Raw genomic sequence first — 18069 nt, 5'->3', positions numbered from 1 at the left:
ACTCTTCAAGACTTGATATTTGTTTGCATCCGAAGATGCTGAGATATCAATCCTGCGAGTGCCCACACAGATTGTCTGATAAATTGTTAAAGAGCGTTGAGTCAGTCGCTTTCGCTTGCTAACTCGAGGTGGCGTATAATACGCTTTCCTCTTTCAGAGTCAAGCGTTTATTTTCGCTTTCGTCTGACTGACTCCCGGGTTGTAAAGCCGCTTTCGAAGCCGCTTCGCCGTGTCAGTGGAGGCGCATTATAGGGAGTTCTCAGAGCCTGACAACCCCTAATTTGAAAAAACTTTCTGACCGCATTCTTTTTCACCAACGGCGCGCAGAAAGCCAGCAAATCAGGGATATTTGCTGCATAAATCACCGCAAAATCACCGCCGGTGGCATACTAGGGTAAGAAATACAGCTAAAGGAATTGCGTCATGTCTTTATCCACTCAACAACTCGCCGCCCAAAAAAACCTTTCTTATGTGCTGGCAGAGAAAATTGCCCAGCGAATTCTCAAGGGTGAATATGCGGCAGGCAGCATTCTTCCGGGCGAGATGGAACTGGGTGATCTCTTTGGCGTCAGCCGGACGGCCGTTCGTGAAGCCGTCAAGACGCTAGCAGCTAAAGGCATGCTGTTGCCTCGCCCAAGGATTGGCACTCGCGTTATGCCCCGCAGCCACTGGAACTTCCTTGATAAAGAACTGATAGCCTGGTGGATGACCAAAGATAACTTCAGCCATGTAGTAGAAGAGTTTTTGATTATGCGTAATAGCCTGGAGCCACAGGCCTGCGCATTAGCCGCTATTAATAGCAATGAACAGCAGCGTACCAGGTTGGCTCTACTGATGGCGCAAATGACAGAACTGCAGACGGCCTTTGACCGCCAGCGGTGGATAGAAGTGGATATGGCCTACCACGAACTCATCTATGAAATGAGTGGTAACCCTTTCATGACATCTTTCGCGAACTTATTCAGATCGATTTATTACAATTACTTCACCGCGATTACCGATAACGAAGTCATTAAGCTCGATTTGCACCAGGCGATTGTGGATGCCATTGCTCAGGGAGAGGGGCAGGCCGCTTTTAACGCCTGCCTGGCGCTATTAAAGGAACCCGTCACTCATCGGTAGTCTAAGGCGCACATAACCTTCAGGATAATAATGACGAAAACAGCACGCAGCATGGCCGGCCTGCCGTGGATAGCCGCGATGGCTTTCTTTATGCAGGCGCTGGATGCCACCATTCTTAACACCGCGCTACCGGCAATAGCCCATAGCCTGAATCGCTCCCCGCTGGCCATGCAGGCCGCCATTATTAGCTACACCTTAACCGTCGCCATGCTTATCCCGGTAAGCGGTTGGTTAGCAGACCGCTTCGGCACACGCCGCGTATTTATGCTGGCCGTTAGCCTGTTCACTCTCGGCTCCTTTGCCTGCGCCATGTCTGGGTCTTTAACCGAGCTGGTAATTTTTCGCGTGATTCAGGGAATTGGTGGCGCAATGATGATGCCGGTTGCGCGTCTGGCATTACTTCGGGCTTACCCACGCAGCGAACTGTTGCCTGTACTCAACTTTGTCACCATGCCCGGTCTGGTTGGCCCCATTATCGGCCCACTTCTCGGCGGCGTTCTGGTCACCTGGGCAAGCTGGCACTGGATATTTTTAATCAATATCCCGATTGGCATTCTGGGCCTGTTGTATGCCCGCAAGTACATGCCCAACTTCACTACGCCGAAGCGCGGGTTTGATATGAGCGGCTTCCTGCTATTTGGTGCGGGGCTGGTGCTGATCTCCAGCGGCGTTGAGCTATTTGGCGAGCGGATTGTTGCCAGCTATATAGGCATGTTGGTTATTCTGGGCGGTGTTTTGTTGCTACTGGCGTATGTCTGGCATGCTCGCCGCGTTCCAACGCCGCTTATTCCCCTTCCTCTCTTTAAGACACGCACCTTCTCCGTTGGCATCGTCGGCAATATCGCCTCGCGGCTCGGCACCGGCTGCGTCCCTTTTCTGATGCCGCTCATGCTGCAGGTCGGTTTTGGTTATTCGGCGCTGCTGGCGGGCTGCATGATGGCACCGACCGCTGTAGGTTCACTGCTGGCTAAATCGACGGTCACTCAGGTGCTGCGCTGGCTGGGCTATCGTAAAACGTTGGTAGGGATAACCGTCGTCATCGGCCTGCTCATTGCCCAGTTCTCGCTGCAGTCACCGGGCATGGAAGTCTGGCTGCTGATCCTGCCCCTCTTTATATTAGGGATGGCGATGTCGACGCAGTTTACGGCCATGAACACGATAACGCTTGCCGACCTGACGGACGAAAATGCCAGCAGCGGCAATAGCGTGCTAGCCGTGACTCAGCAGCTTTCAATTAGCCTTGGGGTTGCAGTTAGTGCCGCGGTGCTGCGTGCATGGGAAGGGGTAGAAAGCGTCAATACCATCGAGCAGTTCCACTACACCCTGTTGACGATGGGCGTGATAACACTGGTCTCTTCGGCGGTATTTTTGCTGCTGCGCCCCAAAGACGGGCGCAACTTAATAAAAGAACGTCACAAGCCTTAGACGGAACTTCGTTCCACCAGCTCTGGCGTCAGCAGCAAGCGTTGCTGCGCCAGATCGGGCTGTCCCATCCGGTGGATCAGCACATCCACGGCCAGCTCGCCGAGCTCATCCTTAGGCTGGTGAATCGTCGTCAGCGGCGGCGTCATGTAGCGCGCAAGTTCAATATCATCGTAGCCAATCACCGCCATATCTTGCGGAATGCTAAGACCAGCCTGATATAAAGCATGGTAGGCCCCAACGGCCATGGCGTCATTCCCCATGAAGACCGCGTCCGGCCTGTCTGCCAGAGTAAGCAGTTCGCTCATGGCGCTAAATCCGCCCTGAAACTCGAAGTCACCGATAATTTCATAGCCGGGGTAAATCGTCAGCCCGGCCTGGGCCATGGCTTTCCGGTAGCCTTCAAGGCGCAGTCTGGCAGGCGTTTTGTCCTGTGGCCCGGCAATGCAGGCTATACGGGTATAGCCATTGTCGATCAGGTGCTGTGTCGCCATTTCTCCGCCGAGCAGCGAGTTATCCTGAATCACATCGCTCTGCCCCTCAAACGGAGCCCAGTCCATCATTACGGTCGGAATAGTCGGGTAGCGGTTGATGATTTCAGGCGAAGGCTGATGCGTTTCGGTGCACAACAGCAGCAATCCATCGACGCGTTTTTGCAGCAGCGTTTCCAGATTTCGGTTCATGCGGTGCTCATCGCCTTCGGTGTTGCACAGCACCAGGCTGTAACCGCGTTCAAAGCAGCTGCGCTCCACGCCGCGAACCAGCTCAGAATAGAAGGGGTTGCTACTCGCGGTGATTAGCATGCCAATGGTATGCGTTTGATTCAGCTTGAGGCTGCGGGCCAACGCAGAAGGCGCATAGTTCAGCGTTTTTACCGCGGCCTCAACCTTCTGGCGAATGGCATCGCTAACGAAGCGATCATTATTAATGACGTGGGAAACGGTAGAAGTAGAAACGCCCGCCATGCGGGCGACGTCTTTCATGGTAGCCATGGCTTACCTCTGCTGCTGCAGGAACTCATCTATTTCCTTGCGCCACGGCACGGAAGGCTGAGCGCCTTTTCGCGTCACGGCAATTGCGGCGGCAGCGTGAGCAAATTGCACGGCGTCTTCCATCGGTTTTTCTTCCAGCAGCGCAGTCACCAGCGCGCCGTTAAAAGTGTCGCCAGCAGCGATAGTATCGACAGCTTTTACCTTAAAGCCCGGCACACGTTTGCCGTGGCCTTTTTCGCTTAGCCACACACCACGGCTGCCGAGCGTGATAATCACTGTATCGATTCCCTTACCGTGCAGCACTTCAGCAGCTTTGGCGGCATCCGCATCGTTCTCAACGCGCACGCCGGTCAGCTTTTCTGCTTCCGTTTCGTTCGGGGTGATCATATCTAACAGAGACAGAAGCTCATCAGAGAGTTCACAGGCAGGGGCGGGGTTAAGAATCACTTTGGTTTGGTGCTGATGGGCAATTTTCGCCGCAGCCAGCACGCTCTCAAGCGGGGACTCCAGCTGCATCAATAATGCCGAAGCAACGGCGATTTTCTGCTGTTGCGCTTCCACCAGCTTGGGAGTCAAAGCGGCATTCGCGCCGGCGTGAATGCCAATCACGTTTTCACCTGCGCCGTTAACAAAAATAAGTGCCACGCCGGTCGCTTCATCTTTAATGGTGCTGATTGGTGAAGTATCGATGTTATCGCTGGCAAGCTGCTTACACACGCGGCTGCCGGTATCGTCATCGCCCACACAGGCAATAAACGCAATGTCTGCTCCACTGCGCCCTGCCGCAACGGCCTGGTTCGCACCTTTACCGCCGAACGCCACCTGATACCCCTGCCCGGTAACAGTCTCACCCGGCGTTGGGAAATGTTCGAGGTTGAGGATATGGTCAGCATTGATGCTGCCAAGAACGACGAGTTTGCCTGTGCTTTTCATATCTTGATATCCAGTTTGAGTGCGCCGCTCATGCCTGAGCGGCGCGTTGCCCTGCTTTTCTTTGATTCTTATTTGGTGATCAGTTTCAAATCAACCGGGATTTTCGCATCCACTTTCTCGCCTTTCAGCACTTTATCTGCGGTTTCCACACCGATAACACCGATCTGGTCAGCCATCTGAGCAACCGTCGCGCCCAGTTTACCGCCTTCAACCGCTTTCACGCCGTCAGCTGTACCGTCGAAACCAACGACCAGCACATCAGATTTACCCGCGGTTTGCAGCGCACGCAGGGCACCCAGTGCCATTTCGTCGTTCTGAGCAAACACAGCCTGAACATTAGGGTGTGCAGTCAGCAGGTTCTGCATAACGTTCAGACCTTTAGTACGGTCGAAGTCAGCCGGCTGGCTGGCCAGCACGTCAAATTTATGTGCCGCAACAGCCTGTTTGAAACCTTCACCGCGTTCACGGGCAGCGGAAGCACCTGCAATCCCCTGCAGCTCAATGACTTTAGCGCCATCGCCCAGTTTCTTGGCGATGTAATCACCGGCCATTTTGCCGCCAGCAACGTTATCAGAAGCAATGTGGCTCACCACAGTCCCCTGGTTTGCCATACGGTCGAGAGTGATCACCGGGATTTTAGCCTGGTTTGCCATCTTAACTGCATTGCCCACCGCATCGGAATCCGTTGGGTTAATCAGCATTAATTTGGTGCCACGAACCGTTAAGTCCTGCACGTTGGCCAGCTCTTTTGCCGGGTTGTTTTGTGAATCCAGCACCACCAGGTTGTAGCCCAGTTTGTCGGCTTCTTTCTGCGCGCCATCTTTCAGCGACACGAAGAACGGGTTATTCAGGGTAGAAACCACCAGCGCGATGGTGTCTTTTGCCATGGCATTTGCGCTTACGGTGGCGCTCAGGGCGACAGCGGAAACCAGGGTAGCCAGTTTTTTCATGTTCATAGTCAGATGTCCTGTAGGGTTATGGTTTTACTGCTTTTTATTGTCCACCAGCACCGCCAGCAAAATTACCACCGCTTTGACGATCATCTGGTAATAAGAAGAAACACCTAATAAATTCAGACCGTTGTTCAGGAAGCCGAGGATCAATGCCCCGATCAGCGTGCCGACAATCCGGCCTTTGCCGCCTGCCAGGCTGGTGCCGCCCAGAACAACCGCCGCAATAGCATCCAGTTCGTACCCCGCCCCCGCCGTTGGTTGCGCAGAGGAAAGACGAGCTACTTCGATGATCCCGGCGAGAGAGGCCAGCAGACCACACAGAGAGTAGACGATGATTTTTACTTTGTTGACGCTAATGCCTGACAGACGCGTTGCCGCTTCGTTGCCGCCGAGCGCATAGATGTAACGCCCCAGGCGAGTGTGGTGCAGCATGTACCACGCGGCCAGGAAGACAATCGCCATGATCCAGACCGGCGTTGGGATCCCCAGCGGGCGGCCAATACCGAACCAGCCAAACAGGTCCGCATTGTCCGAGAAGCCTGTGTTCATCGGGCTGCCGTTGGTGTAAACCAGCGTCACCCCACGCAGCAGAAGCATCATCACCAGCGTGGCAATAAAGGCCTGAACTCGCCCTTTCGCCACAATTACGCCGGTGACAGCACCAATGGCAGCCCCAAGAGCCAGCGCAGCGGCAACGGCCACCAGCGCATTCACCTCAAAGCCCACAATCGAGGCCGCCACCGCCCCGGTCAACGCCAGAAGAGAACCGACGGACAGGTCGATCCCGGAGGTCAGAATGACCAGCGTCATTCCCACCGCCATAATGGCGTTCACCGACGTTTGCTGCAGGATGTTGAACAGGTTATTCACGGTAAAGAAGTTCGGGCTCAGGGCCGAGACAATCGCAATCAGCACCAGCAGAGCGATCAGCGATTTTTGCTCCATCAGCCACGCTTTGGTGAACCAGCGACGGGTGGACACGGTCTGGGTACTCATTTATCTAACTCCTGATTCACTCGATTAAGCTTACCAACGGCCGCGGCCATCAGCGCCTCCTGGGTGGCTTCTTCACGGGAGAACTCCCCGCTCAGTCGCCCTTCGTGGATAACCATAATGCGGTCGCTCATGCCCAGCACTTCTGGCATCTCGGACGACACAAGGATGATGCTCAACCCTTCGGCTTTAAACTGGTTAATTAACTGATAAATTTCTTTTTTCGCCCCAACGTCCACGCCACGAGTTGGCTCGTCGAGGATCAGCACTTTCGGGCGGGTCATCAGGCCACGCGCGATGGCGACTTTCTGTTGGTTACCGCCGGACAGCAGGCCAATCGGCTGCTCCATGGATGGCGTTTTGACGTTGAACAGACGAATAAAATCCTGCACCGCCTGCTGCTCATCTTTATGCTTCAGGCTGCCGGCCCCGCGGCTGAAATAACGCAGCGCGGTCAACGACATGTTCTCCTTCACTGACATCCCCAGAACCAGGCCATCACGCTTACGGTCTTCAGAGATATAAACGATGCCGTTAGCCAGCCCATCCTGCGGAGAGCGAGTCACCACTTCACGGCCATCCAGCGCCACGTAGCCACCGCTTCTCGGCAGCGCGCCATAAAGCACTTTCATCAATTCGGTACGCCCGGCGCCCATCAGCCCGGCAACGCCGAGGATTTCGCCTTGGCGTAGCGTGAAAGAAACATCCTTCACGCCTGGGCCGGATACGTTATCGACCCGCAGTCGAATATCGCCGGGCTGCTTGTCCAGATGCGGATACTGGTCTTCCAGCTTGCGGCCAACCATCATTTCGATCAGGGTATCTTCGGTAAGCGTGGAGACTTCGCGCTCGGCAATAAACTGCCCGTCACGCAGCACAGTCACGTCGTCGCACACCTCAAAAATCTCTTTCATACGGTGGGAGATATAAACGATGCCGCAGCCCTGAGCTTTCAGCTCACGGATAACGCGGAACAGCGACTCGGTTTCCGTATCGGTCAGCGCATCGGTCGGTTCATCCATGATGATGACTTTGGACTCAAAGCTCAGCACCTTGGCAATCTCAACCATTTGCTGATCGCCAATCGACAGCTCGCCCACCAGACGTTCGCTGGTGTAGCGTAAATTCAGCTTCGCCAGCAGCTTGTCGGCTTCGCGGTACATCTTCTTCCAGTCAATGTTGCCAAAATGCCCGACAAACTCGCGGCCAAGGAAGATGTTCTCCGCAATGCTGAGCTGCGGGATCAGGTTGAGTTCCTGGTGAATAATCCCGATACCGGCTTCCTGAGACGCTTTCGGCCCGCTAAAGGCGGTTTCTTTTCCCAGCCACAGCAGCGAACCGGCATCTTTGGTGTAGATCCCGGTCAGGACTTTCATCATCGTGGATTTGCCGGCGCCGTTTTCACCCACCAGCGCCATGGCGTGGCCCGGGTAGACGTTCAGCGCCGCGCCAGACAGGGCTTTCACCCCTGGGAACGATTTATCGATCCCTTTAAGTTGCAGTAAGGGTTCCATGCTGACCTCCTCAGAAGGTTACGCCGGCACAGAGAATGATATTCGCATACGGGGAACACTCCCCGCTGCGAATAACCGCATGTGCATCCGCGGTGTGCTGCTTGAACTGCTCATGGCTGATGTAACGAATAGTTATGGTGTTTCCCTGGTGTTTTTGCAGCTGCTCAATATGGCTGAGCAACGTTTCGTGAAGCGCGGGATTATGTTGTTTGATTTCAGAAGCAATGATTGCCGCCTCAACCTGCATTTCCTGCGTTACCACATCCACGACCTGCATAAAGCCCGGAACGCCGTGAGTTAATGCCAAATCAATGCGCTGAGTATTACGCGGAATTGGCAGCCCGGCATCGGCAACCACCAGCGTATCGGTGTGCCCCAGACGGGAGATAACGGCCGAAATATCAGCGTTAAGAACGGTACCTTTCTTCATTTTCCTGCTCCACTAGCGAAACGTTTCGCTGATAATGAGTGTAGGAAAAGATGTGGCGGTTAAACAACCACCAGGTTAAAGAAGTGTGATCAACATCGAAACGTTTCGCTAATAAATGCAAAACGGTACCTGGGTACCGTTTTTTAGTCTTTGCGCCCTCTCCTTGTGGGAGAGGATCGGGGTGAGGGCATCAGCATGCACCAATCAAAAAAATTGCCCGGTAAGCAGCTGCCACCGGGCAATATTAGAGGGGTTAAATCTCGACCTGGGTACCCAGTTCGATAACCCTGTTCGGCGGGATCTCAAACTGGTCAGGCGCGCGCAGGGCATTTCGCTGCAGGGCAAGGAAAAGCTTGCCGCGCAGGCGGAGATACCACGGGCGCTTGCCGATAATCAGCGACTCATGCGACATGAAGAACGAGGTTTCCATCATCCGGCAGCTCAGGCCTTCCAGACCACAGCGGTGGAAAATCTCTTCCACATTCGGCGTTTCACGCCAGCCGTAGCTGGCCACCACACGCCAGAAGGTGGGCGACAGCTGCTCAATAGAAACGCGCTTAACGTTATGAACGTACGGAGCATCTTCAGTGCGCAGCGTCAGCAGAACGACTCGCTCGTGCAGCACTTTGTTGTGCTTGAGGTTATGCAGCATGGCAAACGGGATCACGTTCAACGCGCGGGACATATAAACCGCGGTGCCCGGCACGCGAACCGGCGGAGACTTCTCAAGGGACGCAATCATCGCTTCCAGCGAGTTACCGTGCTCGTGCATACGGCGCAGCAGGCGGAAACGCTCGCTCTTCCACGTCGTCATGATAGTAAACATGACGAGGCCCAGCGTGAGCGGCAGCCAGCCGCCAGAGACGATTTTCTCGAGGTTAGCGGAGAATAGCGGCACGTCGATAAACAAGAAGCCCACGCACATCAGGAGCACGGCAATTTTATTCCAGTGCCAGTTTTTGCGCGCGACGGTACAGCAGAGAATCGAGGTCAGCACCATCGTGCCGGTTACGGCGATGCCGTATGCCGCCGCCAGGTTGCTTGAATGTTCGAAGCTAACGATGACGATCACCACGGCGATATACAGAATCCAGTTAATCGCTGGAATGTAAATCTGCCCGGACTCCATTTCCGAGGTATGGATGATGCGCATTGGCGAGAGGTAACCCAGGCGAACCGCCTGACGCGTCAGCGAGAATACGCCGGAAATAACGGCCTGAGAGGCAATCACCGTTGCCAGCGTTGCCAGGACCAATAGCGGGATCAGCGCCCAGTCTGGTGCCAGCAAGAAGAACGGGTTTTTAATCGCTTCCGGGTTCTTTAACAGCAGAGCGCCCTGACCAAAATAGTTAAGGACTAATGAAGGCAGAACCGCGATAAACCATGCAATGCGAATCGGGAGCTTACCAAAGTGCCCCATATCGGCATACAGCGCCTCAACGCCGGTGATTGCCAGCACAACCGCCCCGAGAGCAACGAACGACACGGCTTTGTACTGCACGAAGAAATTCACCGCCCAGGCCGGGTTAAGTGCCTGCAGAACTTCTGGGTTGCCGATAATACTGCGTGCGCCCAAAACGGCGAGCGTCAGGAACCACAGCAGCATAACTGGCGCGAACAACTTACCCACGATGCCAGTGCCGTGCTTCTGAATCATAAACAGCAGCGTCAGAACAATAATAGAGAGGGGAACAATGTACTGATCGAGCTGCGGTGCGGCTATCTCAAGGCCCTCTATGGCCGACATCACCGATATCGCCGGCGTGATAACCACCTCGCCGTAGAAGAAACTGCCGCCAATCAACCCCATGATCACCAGGACAGAAGTCATTCGCGCCGTCGTATTACGCCCGGCAAGCGACATTAGCGTTAAGATCCCGCCTTCCCCGGCGTTATCCGCCCGCATCACGAAGGTGAGATATTTGATGGAGACGACCAGAACCAACAGCCAAAAAATTAACGACAAAAAGCCAAACACGGCGTCGCGTTCAACGCCAAACCCAAACTGCCCGGACAGGCATTCGCGAAGGGTATAAAGCGGGCTGGTACCAATATCACCGTACACAACCCCGATAGCAGCCAGCGTAACGGCCGGCAACGATTGTTTATTATCAGCGCTCATAGACTAATCTTTTGTTGGAATCCCGAAAACGTGTGCTTAGTCCCTTGGCCCACAAAACGGCGCACAGTATGCACGATAATTGTGTAAATCGTACTCCTAAATGCATTTGACTTATCTCAGCTCAAACGTTGCATGCGGCATAATCAGCACATTAACTGGCTAAAAATAAACGCTATACTCGCGTTTCTCCACAGGGTTAACCGCGTAAGGATGCAAAGCTAATTATGGCTCAATCACATTTGCTGGCTGAAAGAATTTCTCGTCTCAGCCAGGCGCTGGAAAAGGGACTTTTTGAACGTCAGCACGCCGTTCGTCTCTGTTTGCTAGCGGCGCTGAGCGGCGAAAGCGTCTTTTTACTTGGCCCGCCAGGCATTGCAAAAAGCCTGATAGCCCGCCGCCTTAAATTCGCCTTTCGCGAAGCACGCGCCTTTGAATATCTAATGACTCGCTTCTCAACGCCAGAAGAAGTTTTTGGTCCGCTTTCTATTCAGGCGCTGAAAGATGAAGGCCGCTATGAACGCCTGACCGCCGGCTACCTGCCGGAAGCCGAAATCGTGTTTCTGGATGAGATCTGGAAAGCCGGCCCGGCAATTTTAAACACCCTGCTGACCGCCATTAACGAACGCCGCTTCCGCAACGGCGCCAGTGAAGACAAAATCCCCATGCGCCTGCTGGTGGCCGCCTCCAACGAATTACCCGAAGCGGACAGCAGCCTGGAAGCTCTGTATGACCGTATGCTGATCCGCCTGTGGCTCGACAAAGTGCAGGACAAAGCGAATTTCCGCTCAATGCTCATCAGCCAGCACGATGAAAACTTCAATCCGGTCACCGAAAACCTGCAGGTTACCGATGAAGAATATTTCGCCTGGCAGCAGCAAATTGGCGGCGTTGCGCTGCCGGACGACGTTTTTGAACTGATCTTCACCCTGAGGCAGCTTCTTGAGGCAACACCGGGGGCGCCTTATGTTTCCGACCGCCGCTGGAAAAAAGCCATTCGCCTACTGCAGGCCAGCGCCTTCTTTAACGGCCGCGATGCCGTGGCACCTATCGATCTTATTCTGCTCAAAGACTGCCTGTGGCACGACACGGCGACCATGAATTTAATGCAGCAGCAGATTGAAGTTTTGATGACCGGGCACGCGTGGCAACAGCAGGCCATTCTGAGCAAACTCAGCGCCATCGTACAGCGCCGCCTTCAACTCCAGCAGCAAAGCAGCGATCGGGATGCTTTTACCGTGCTCAAGCAGACCGGCATGTTCAGCCGCAAACCGCAGTACCAGTTGCCGGATGAGATAACCGGCGAAACGCTGACGCTTTTACTGCAAAAGCCGCTGAAGCTGCACGATATCGAAGTAATTCATATCACTCTGGCTCGTGAGGCGCTGGCGCAGTGGCTTAATAAAGGAGGCGAGATCCGCGGTAAGCTGAACGGCATTGGCTTTGCGCAGTTGCTTAACCTTGAAGTGGACAACAGCCTGCATCTGACCATTCGCGACGTCAGCCTTCAGGCCACACGACTGGCGCTACCGGGCCACCAGCAGCAGGGCGTGCCTGATGAGATCAAAAAGCAGTTTGACGATCTCGACGCCGCGCTGCACCAGCAGCACGAGCGCTTTAACGATCAGCAAAAATGCCTGTTTATTGAAAGCGACTGGCTGGGAAAAATTGAAGCCAGCCTGCAGGACGTCGCGGCGCAGCTGAAACAGGCCCGGCAATGATAAGCGTTGAAACGCTGGATATGATCCTGGCTATTGGTGAAGGCGAACTAATAGAAGAGATTATTATTACCCTGCTGGCTGCCCCGCAGCTGGCGGTGTTTTTCGAAAAATTCCCGCGTTTAAAAAAAGCCGTTAGTGAAGACTTACCTCGCTGGCGAGACCAGCTCAAAGGCCGCCTGAAGGACGGGCACGTCCCGGATGAGCTGGCGCAGGAAGTCCTGTGCTACCAGCAGAGTCAGCTACTCACCACCGGGCAGCTCATCATGCGGCTGCCGGAAATTATTCAACTGCTGCATAAGCTAGGCTCACCGTTCTATGAACAGGCCAAAACGCTGGTGGCCGATAACCCGCACTTCACCCCAGCGCAGCATACGCTGTTTCTGCAGCGCTGGCGCTTGAGCCTGGTTGTACAGGCCACATCGCTTAACCAACAGCTGTTAGAAGACGAGCGCGACAAGCTGCTGGCGGAGATTCAGGAACGGCTGGCGCTAAGCGGGCAACTGGATCCGGCTCTTGCCGAAAACGACAAAGCGGCCGGTAAACTGTGGGATATGAGCGGCGGCACGCTCAAGCGCGGGGACTATCAGCTGATTGTGCAATACGGCGAGTTTCTTACCGGCCAGCCTGAGCTGATGCAGCTTGCCGAACAGCTGGGCCGCTCCCGCGAGGCAAAATCCGTCCCACGGAAAGACTCCCCCACGGAGCCCTGGCGTATGCTGGTTCGGGAACCTGCCACCGTGCCCGAACAGGTGGACGGCCTGCAGCGCAGCGACGATATCCTGCGGCTGCTGCCGCCTGAGCTGGCAACCCTGGGGATTACCGAGCTGGAATTTGAGTTCTACCGCCGCCTGGTGGAGAAGCAACTGCTCACTTACCGTCTGCACGGTGACGCATGGCGTGAAAAAGTCATCGAACGTCCGGTCGCTCATCAGGACTTTGACGAACAGCCTCGCGGGCCATTTATTGTCTGCGTGGACACTTCCGGCTCCATGGGCGGGTTCAACGAGCAATGCGCCAAAGCCTTTTGTCTGGCGCTGATGCGCATTGCCCTCGCCGACAACCGGCGCTGCTTCATTATGCTGTTTTCCAGCGAAGTCGTGCGCTATGAGGTCAGCGGGCGGGACGGTATCGATCAGGCGATCCGTTTTTTAAGCCAGCACTTCAGCGGCGGGACGGATCTTGCCAGCTGCTTCCGCTCGATCCTGGAAAAAATGCAAACCGGGGACTGGCACGATGCCGATGCGGTGGTGATCTCAGATTTTATCGCCCAGCGGCTGCCGGACGATGTCGTCAGTAGCGTGAAGGCACTGCAGCGGCAATATCAGAACCGCTTTCACGCGGTCGCCATGTCGGGGCACGGAAAGCCCGGCATCATGCGCATCTTTGACCATATCTGGCGCTTTGACACCGGGATGAGAAGCCGCCTGCTGCGTCGCTGGCGGCGTTAAAGATTACAGCAGGTCACTAACCTTGGCCTGCACTTCTGGCGACCAGACGCCGCACTGAACCTGGCCGATATGCGGCAGCTGAAGCAACAGCATCGTCAGGCGGGACTGGCCGATACCGCCACCGATGGTTTGTGGCATCTCACCTTTCACCAGCGACTGGTGCCATTCGAGCTGTAGCCTGTCTTCATCTCCGGTGATCGCCAGTTGACGTTTCAGGGTTTCCGCATCCACGCGGATCCCCATAGAAGAAAGCTCCAGAGCATCTTCCAGCACAGGGTTCCAGACGAGTATATCGCCGTTCAGCCCCGGTAAGCCTGCTTCTCCGCCCGTTGACCAGTCATCATAATCCGGGGCGCGAACGTCGTGACGCTTCCCGTCCGACAGCTTGCCCCCAATACCGATTAAGAAAACAGCACCAAGCTCTTTAGCGATAGCCCGCTCGCGGTCTTTCGCGTCCAGACCAGGGAAACGCTCCAACAGTGTTTCGCTGTGAACAAAATGGATTTTCTCCGGCAGCAAGGCGGCCAGGCCGAACCTCTCACTCACTTCAGCCTCGGTCGCTTTAATTGCCGCCCAGATGCTCTCTACGGTTTGTTTTAGCGTGCCGGTGTGGCGTTCGCCGTCACCCATCACGCGTTCCCAGTCCCACTGATCGACATAGACCGAGTGAATTGGGGATAAACGGTCTTCGTCGGGACGAAGGGCTTTCATGTGCGTGTAAAGCCCTTCACCCGCGCTGAAGTCGTGCTGGCCTAGCGTTTTTCTTTTCCATTTTGCCAGCGAATGCACCACTTCAAACTGCGCCTGCGGCAAGGTTTTCACCTTCACCTGCACTGCTTTCTCGCTGCCAGAAAGGTTGTCCTGTGTGCCATCCCCCACGCGGCTGAGGATCGGAGCCTGTACTTCTATCAGGCCCAACTTCTCTTCCAACTGACGGGAAAAATGGGTTTTCACAAAACTGATCTGACGTTGTTTAGCAATCCAGGCGGTTTTCATGGCTTTTCTCTTTGTTGTGTTGTTTCTGCCATCGATTAAGCAACAGAAACGTCACCGTATTCAATAATCAACAATAAAAAAGGCCAGCCTCTTTTTAATCGACGAATTTAAGGCTATAAAAAATGGAAAATCGGCATTTATCATAGGAAAAAATGATGGATAATTATCAGATCGACAATCTCGATCGCGGCATACTCGAAGCATTAATGGCCAATGCCCGTACCGCCTATGCAGAGCTGGCCAAGCAGTTTGGCGTCAGCCCGGGCACCATTCACGTTCGCGTCGAAAAAATGAAGCAGGCAGGGATCATTACCGGGGCGCGCATCGACATCAGCCCAAAGCAGCTCGGCTATGACGTCTGCTGCTTTATCGGCATTATTCTGAAAAGCGCCAAGGACTATCCTTCCGCTCTCACCAAGCTGGAAAACCTGGATGAGGTGACCGAGGCTTACTACACCACCGGTCACTACAGCATCTTTATTAAGGTGATGTGTCGATCCATTGATGCCCTCCAGCAGGTACTTATCAACAAGATCCAAACAATCGATGAAATTCAGTCCACTGAAACGCTGATCTCGCTGCAGAACCCGATCATGCGTACTATCCGGCCCTGATCGTTAATTTTAATACCCATATTATCCACAGGTAGATCCCCGCTCTTTCACAGCGTACAATACGCGACGATTTGAAAAGGCGGGACACAATGGCTGATATCACTCTGATTAGCGGCAGTACTCTGGGTAGTGCCGAATATGTAGCAGAACATCTGGCAGAGAAGCTTGAAGAAGCGGGACACGGCACTGAAATGCTGCACGGCCCTCTTTTAGAAGATCTGAAAACCAGCGGTATCTGGCTGGTGGTCTCTTCCACGCACGGTGCTGGCGATCTGCCGGACAACCTGCAGCCTTTCTATGACGCTATAAATGAACAGCGCCCGGATCTGAGCGGCGTAAGCTATGGCGCGATCGGGATCGGCAGCCGTGAATACGACACGTTTTGCGGTGCTATAGAGAAGATCGACCTGCTTCTGACCGAATGTGGGGCAACCCGCATAGGATCCTTACTCAAAATCAACATCCTCGATCACGACATTCCTGAGGATCCAGCCGAAATTTGGGTAGGCTCCTGGATTAATTTACTCCCTGAAGTGTAAAGATTGCGCGATCAGATGTGGATAACTCTGGTTAAAAGCTTGGATTAACCCGTAGTTATCCAAATAACAACTGCTGTTCACTTTTTGAGTTGTGCATAAACCTCAATTCTGATCCCAGCTTATACGGTCTGGGATCACCGGTAGTACACAGCAAACGATCCTTTCCAGGTTGTTGATCCTAAAATGGATAAATGGCTTATCCACAGAGGTGGTCGATCCTAATAAGAGATCACAATAAAGAGATCTTTAAATAAAAAAGATCTTCTTTTAATAACCGAAGATCCCGATGCTTTCTCGAAAGACTAAAGTTGAGTAGAATCCCCAGCCCGGGAAGTCACAAACCCTCATTCGCGAAACCGAGGCAGTTACCATGTTTTATCCAGATCCTTTTGACGTCATTATCATCGGCGGGGGTCATGCAGGCACAGAGGCGGCAATGGCCGCAGCTCGTATGGGTCAGCAGACCCTGCTTCTGACACACAATATCGACACGCTGGGACAGATGTCCTGTAACCCGGCGATTGGCGGTATTGGCAAGGGACATTTGGTTAAGGAAGTGGATGCCCTCGGTGGCTTAATGGCAACCGCGATCGATCATGCAGGCATTCAGTTTAGAATACTAAACGCCAGCAAAGGCCCGGCAGTCCGCGCCACTCGTGCTCAGGCAGACCGTGTGCTTTATCGTCAGGCCGTACGCACCGCGCTGGAGAACCAGCCCAACCTGATGATTTTCCAGCAGGCGGTTGAAGATCTTATCGTTGAGAACGATCGCGTCGTCGGCGCAGTGACCCAAATGGGTCTCAAATTCCGTGCGAAGGCGGTTGTGCTGACTGTAGGCACCTTCCTGGATGGCAAGATCCACATCGGGCTGGATAACTACAGCGGCGGTCGTGCTGGCGATCCTCCTTCGATCCCGCTTTCACGTCGCTTGCGTGAACTGCCTCTGCGTGTCAGTCGCCTGAAAACGGGGACACCTCCACGCATTGACGCCCGTACCATTGATTTCAGCGTACTTGCTCCGCAACACGGAGATAACCCGATGCCGGTTTTCTCCTTCATGGGGAACGTGAACCAGCACCCAGAGCAGGTACCTTGCTACATCACGCATACCAATGAGCAGACGCACGAGGTCATTCGTAATAACCTCGACCGTAGCCCAATGTATGCCGGCATTATCGAAGGCATTGGCCCTCGCTACTGCCCGTCTATCGAAGACAAAGTGATGCGTTTTGCCGATCGCAATGCGCACCAAATCTTCCTGGAGCCTGAAGGGCTGACCAGCAACGAGATTTACCCGAACGGGATCTCCACCAGCCTGCCATTCGATGTTCAGATGCAGATCGTCCGCTCAATGAAGGGGATGGAGAACGCGAAGATCGTTCGTCCTGGCTACGCGATTGAGTATGACTTCTTCGATCCGCGCGATCTGAAACCAACGCTGGAAAGCAAATTTATCCAGGGCCTGTTCTTTGCAGGCCAGATCAACGGTACCACCGGTTACGAGGAAGCCGCAGCTCAGGGCCTGCTTGCCGGTCTTAACGCCGCTCGATTCTCTGCCGAGAAAGAAGGTTGGGCACCGCGTCGCGATCAGGCTTACCTTGGCGTGCTGGTTGATGACCTGTGCACTCTGGGGACCAAAGAACCATACCGTATGTTTACTTCCAGGGCTGAATATCGCCTGATGCTGCGTGAAGACAACGCCGATCTGCGTCTCACCGAAGCTGGTCGCGAGCTGGGTCTGGTGGATGATGCTCGCTGGGCTCGCTTCAACGACAAACTTGAAATGATCGAACGCGAGCGTCAGCGCCTGAAAGATATCTGGCTGCATCCGCATTCTGAGCTGGTGGCTGAGGTGAACGCGCAGCTCAGCGCGCCGCTTTCCAAAGAAGCTAACGGCGAAGATCTGCTGCGTCGTCCAGAAATGACCTACGCTGCGATGACACAGCTCTCGACCTTTGCCCCTGGTCTGGAAGATCCTCAGGCTGCCGAGCAGGTCGAGATCCAGGTTAAATACGAAGGCTACATCGCACGCCAGCAGGATGAGATTGAAAAACAGCAGCGCAATGAGAATACTGTGCTGCCAGCCACGCTCGACTATAGTCAGGTGAGCGGGCTGTCTAACGAAGTGATCGCTAAGCTTAACGATCACAAACCGGTTTCCATTGGCCAGGCATCGCGCATCTCGGGTATTACCCCTGCGGCAATCTCTATTTTACTTGTCTGGCTTAAAAAACAAGGGCTGCTGCGACGCAGCGCTTAAAACGGACGACAAC

At 54.3% G+C, this 18069-nt stretch carries 15 protein-coding genes; 7 read left to right on the top strand and 8 right to left on the bottom strand.

Annotation, left to right across the window (positions count from 1 at the left end):
* Positions 1-423 precede the first annotated feature (423 nt).
* Together B9Y90_RS15490 and mdtD are read left to right on the top strand one after the other, a co-directional pair.
* Positions 424-1122: a FadR/GntR family transcriptional regulator gene (locus tag B9Y90_RS15490; RefSeq protein WP_085541749.1), complete on the top strand. Its 699-nt coding sequence runs from the start codon at positions 424-426 to the stop codon at positions 1120-1122.
* Positions 1123-1152: 30 nt separating this feature from the next.
* Positions 1153-2547 carry a multidrug transporter subunit MdtD gene (gene mdtD, locus B9Y90_RS15485; protein WP_085541748.1) on the top strand — a complete coding sequence of 465 codons (1395 nt, stop codon included), beginning with the start codon at positions 1153-1155 and terminating at the stop codon, positions 2545-2547.
* Here mdtD and rbsR read toward each other — a convergent pair.
* From rbsR to kup, 7 genes are all read right to left on the bottom strand, one after another.
* Positions 2544-3536 (bottom strand): ribose operon transcriptional repressor RbsR, encoded by a 993-nt coding sequence (rbsR, locus tag B9Y90_RS15480; RefSeq protein WP_085541747.1) that lies wholly within the window; start codon positions 3534-3536, stop codon positions 2544-2546. The two genes, mdtD and rbsR, sit on opposite strands and share 4 nt — an antisense overlap.
* Positions 3537-3539: 3 nt before the next feature.
* On the bottom strand, positions 3540-4469 hold the full coding sequence (rbsK, locus tag B9Y90_RS15475; RefSeq protein ID WP_085541746.1) for a ribokinase: 930 nt from the start codon (positions 4467-4469) through the stop codon (positions 3540-3542).
* 68 nt (positions 4470-4537) lie between these two features.
* On the bottom strand, positions 4538-5425 hold the full coding sequence (gene rbsB, locus B9Y90_RS15470; protein ID WP_008457776.1) for a ribose ABC transporter substrate-binding protein RbsB: 888 nt from the start codon (positions 5423-5425) through the stop codon (positions 4538-4540).
* A gap of 27 nt (positions 5426-5452) precedes the next feature.
* Positions 5453-6418 (bottom strand): ribose ABC transporter permease, encoded by a 966-nt coding sequence (gene rbsC, locus B9Y90_RS15465; RefSeq protein ID WP_008457775.1) that lies wholly within the window; start codon positions 6416-6418, stop codon positions 5453-5455.
* Entirely contained in the window at positions 6415-7929 is a 1515-nt protein-coding gene (gene rbsA / locus B9Y90_RS15460; protein ID WP_085541745.1) for a ribose ABC transporter ATP-binding protein RbsA, read from the bottom strand. Before rbsA ends, rbsC begins: the two co-directional genes overlap by 4 nt.
* Before the next feature lie 10 nt (positions 7930-7939).
* Positions 7940-8359, bottom strand: coding sequence for a D-ribose pyranase (gene rbsD / locus B9Y90_RS15455; protein ID WP_039289106.1), 420 nt, complete (start codon positions 8357-8359; stop codon positions 7940-7942).
* Positions 8360-8612: 253 nt separating this feature from the next.
* Positions 8613-10481, bottom strand: a complete 1869-nt coding sequence (gene kup, locus B9Y90_RS15450; RefSeq protein ID WP_039289105.1) for a low affinity potassium transporter Kup — start codon at positions 10479-10481, stop codon at positions 8613-8615.
* A 224-nt stretch (positions 10482-10705) separates the two neighbouring features.
* Here kup and ravA point away from each other — a divergent pair, with 224 nt between their 5' ends.
* Entirely contained in the window at positions 10706-12199 is a 1494-nt protein-coding gene (ravA, locus tag B9Y90_RS15445) for an ATPase RavA (protein ID WP_039289104.1), read from the top strand.
* Positions 12196-13647: an ATPase RavA stimulator ViaA gene (gene viaA / locus B9Y90_RS15440; protein WP_039299029.1), complete on the top strand. Its 1452-nt coding sequence runs from the start codon at positions 12196-12198 to the stop codon at positions 13645-13647. The genes ravA and viaA overlap by 4 nt, the downstream gene beginning before the upstream one ends.
* A gap of 3 nt (positions 13648-13650) precedes the next feature.
* Here the strand turns inward: viaA and asnA are convergent, their stop codons facing one another.
* Positions 13651-14643, bottom strand: coding sequence for an aspartate--ammonia ligase (asnA, locus tag B9Y90_RS15435; RefSeq protein ID WP_085541744.1), 993 nt, complete (start codon positions 14641-14643; stop codon positions 13651-13653).
* Positions 14644-14798: 155 nt separating this feature from the next.
* On the opposite strand from asnA, the gene asnC reads away from it, so the two are divergent.
* From asnC to mnmG, 3 genes are all read left to right on the top strand, one after another.
* Positions 14799-15257 (top strand): transcriptional regulator AsnC, encoded by a 459-nt coding sequence (asnC, locus tag B9Y90_RS15430; protein ID WP_008457765.1) that lies wholly within the window; start codon positions 14799-14801, stop codon positions 15255-15257.
* Positions 15258-15346: 89 nt separating this feature from the next.
* Positions 15347-15796, top strand: coding sequence for an FMN-binding protein MioC (gene mioC / locus B9Y90_RS15425; protein ID WP_039289101.1), 450 nt, complete (start codon positions 15347-15349; stop codon positions 15794-15796).
* 370 nt (positions 15797-16166) lie between these two features.
* Positions 16167-18056: a tRNA uridine-5-carboxymethylaminomethyl(34) synthesis enzyme MnmG gene (gene mnmG, locus B9Y90_RS15420; RefSeq protein WP_085541743.1), complete on the top strand. Its 1890-nt coding sequence runs from the start codon at positions 16167-16169 to the stop codon at positions 18054-18056.
* Positions 18057-18069 lie beyond the last annotated feature (13 nt).

This window comes from Cedecea sp. NFIX57 (genome assembly GCF_900177785.1).
Classification (GTDB): domain Bacteria; phylum Pseudomonadota; class Gammaproteobacteria; order Enterobacterales; family Enterobacteriaceae; genus Cedecea; species Cedecea neteri_C.
Note: the sequence above shows the minus strand (reverse complement) of the source record. Positions and strands in the feature narration are given on the sequence as shown.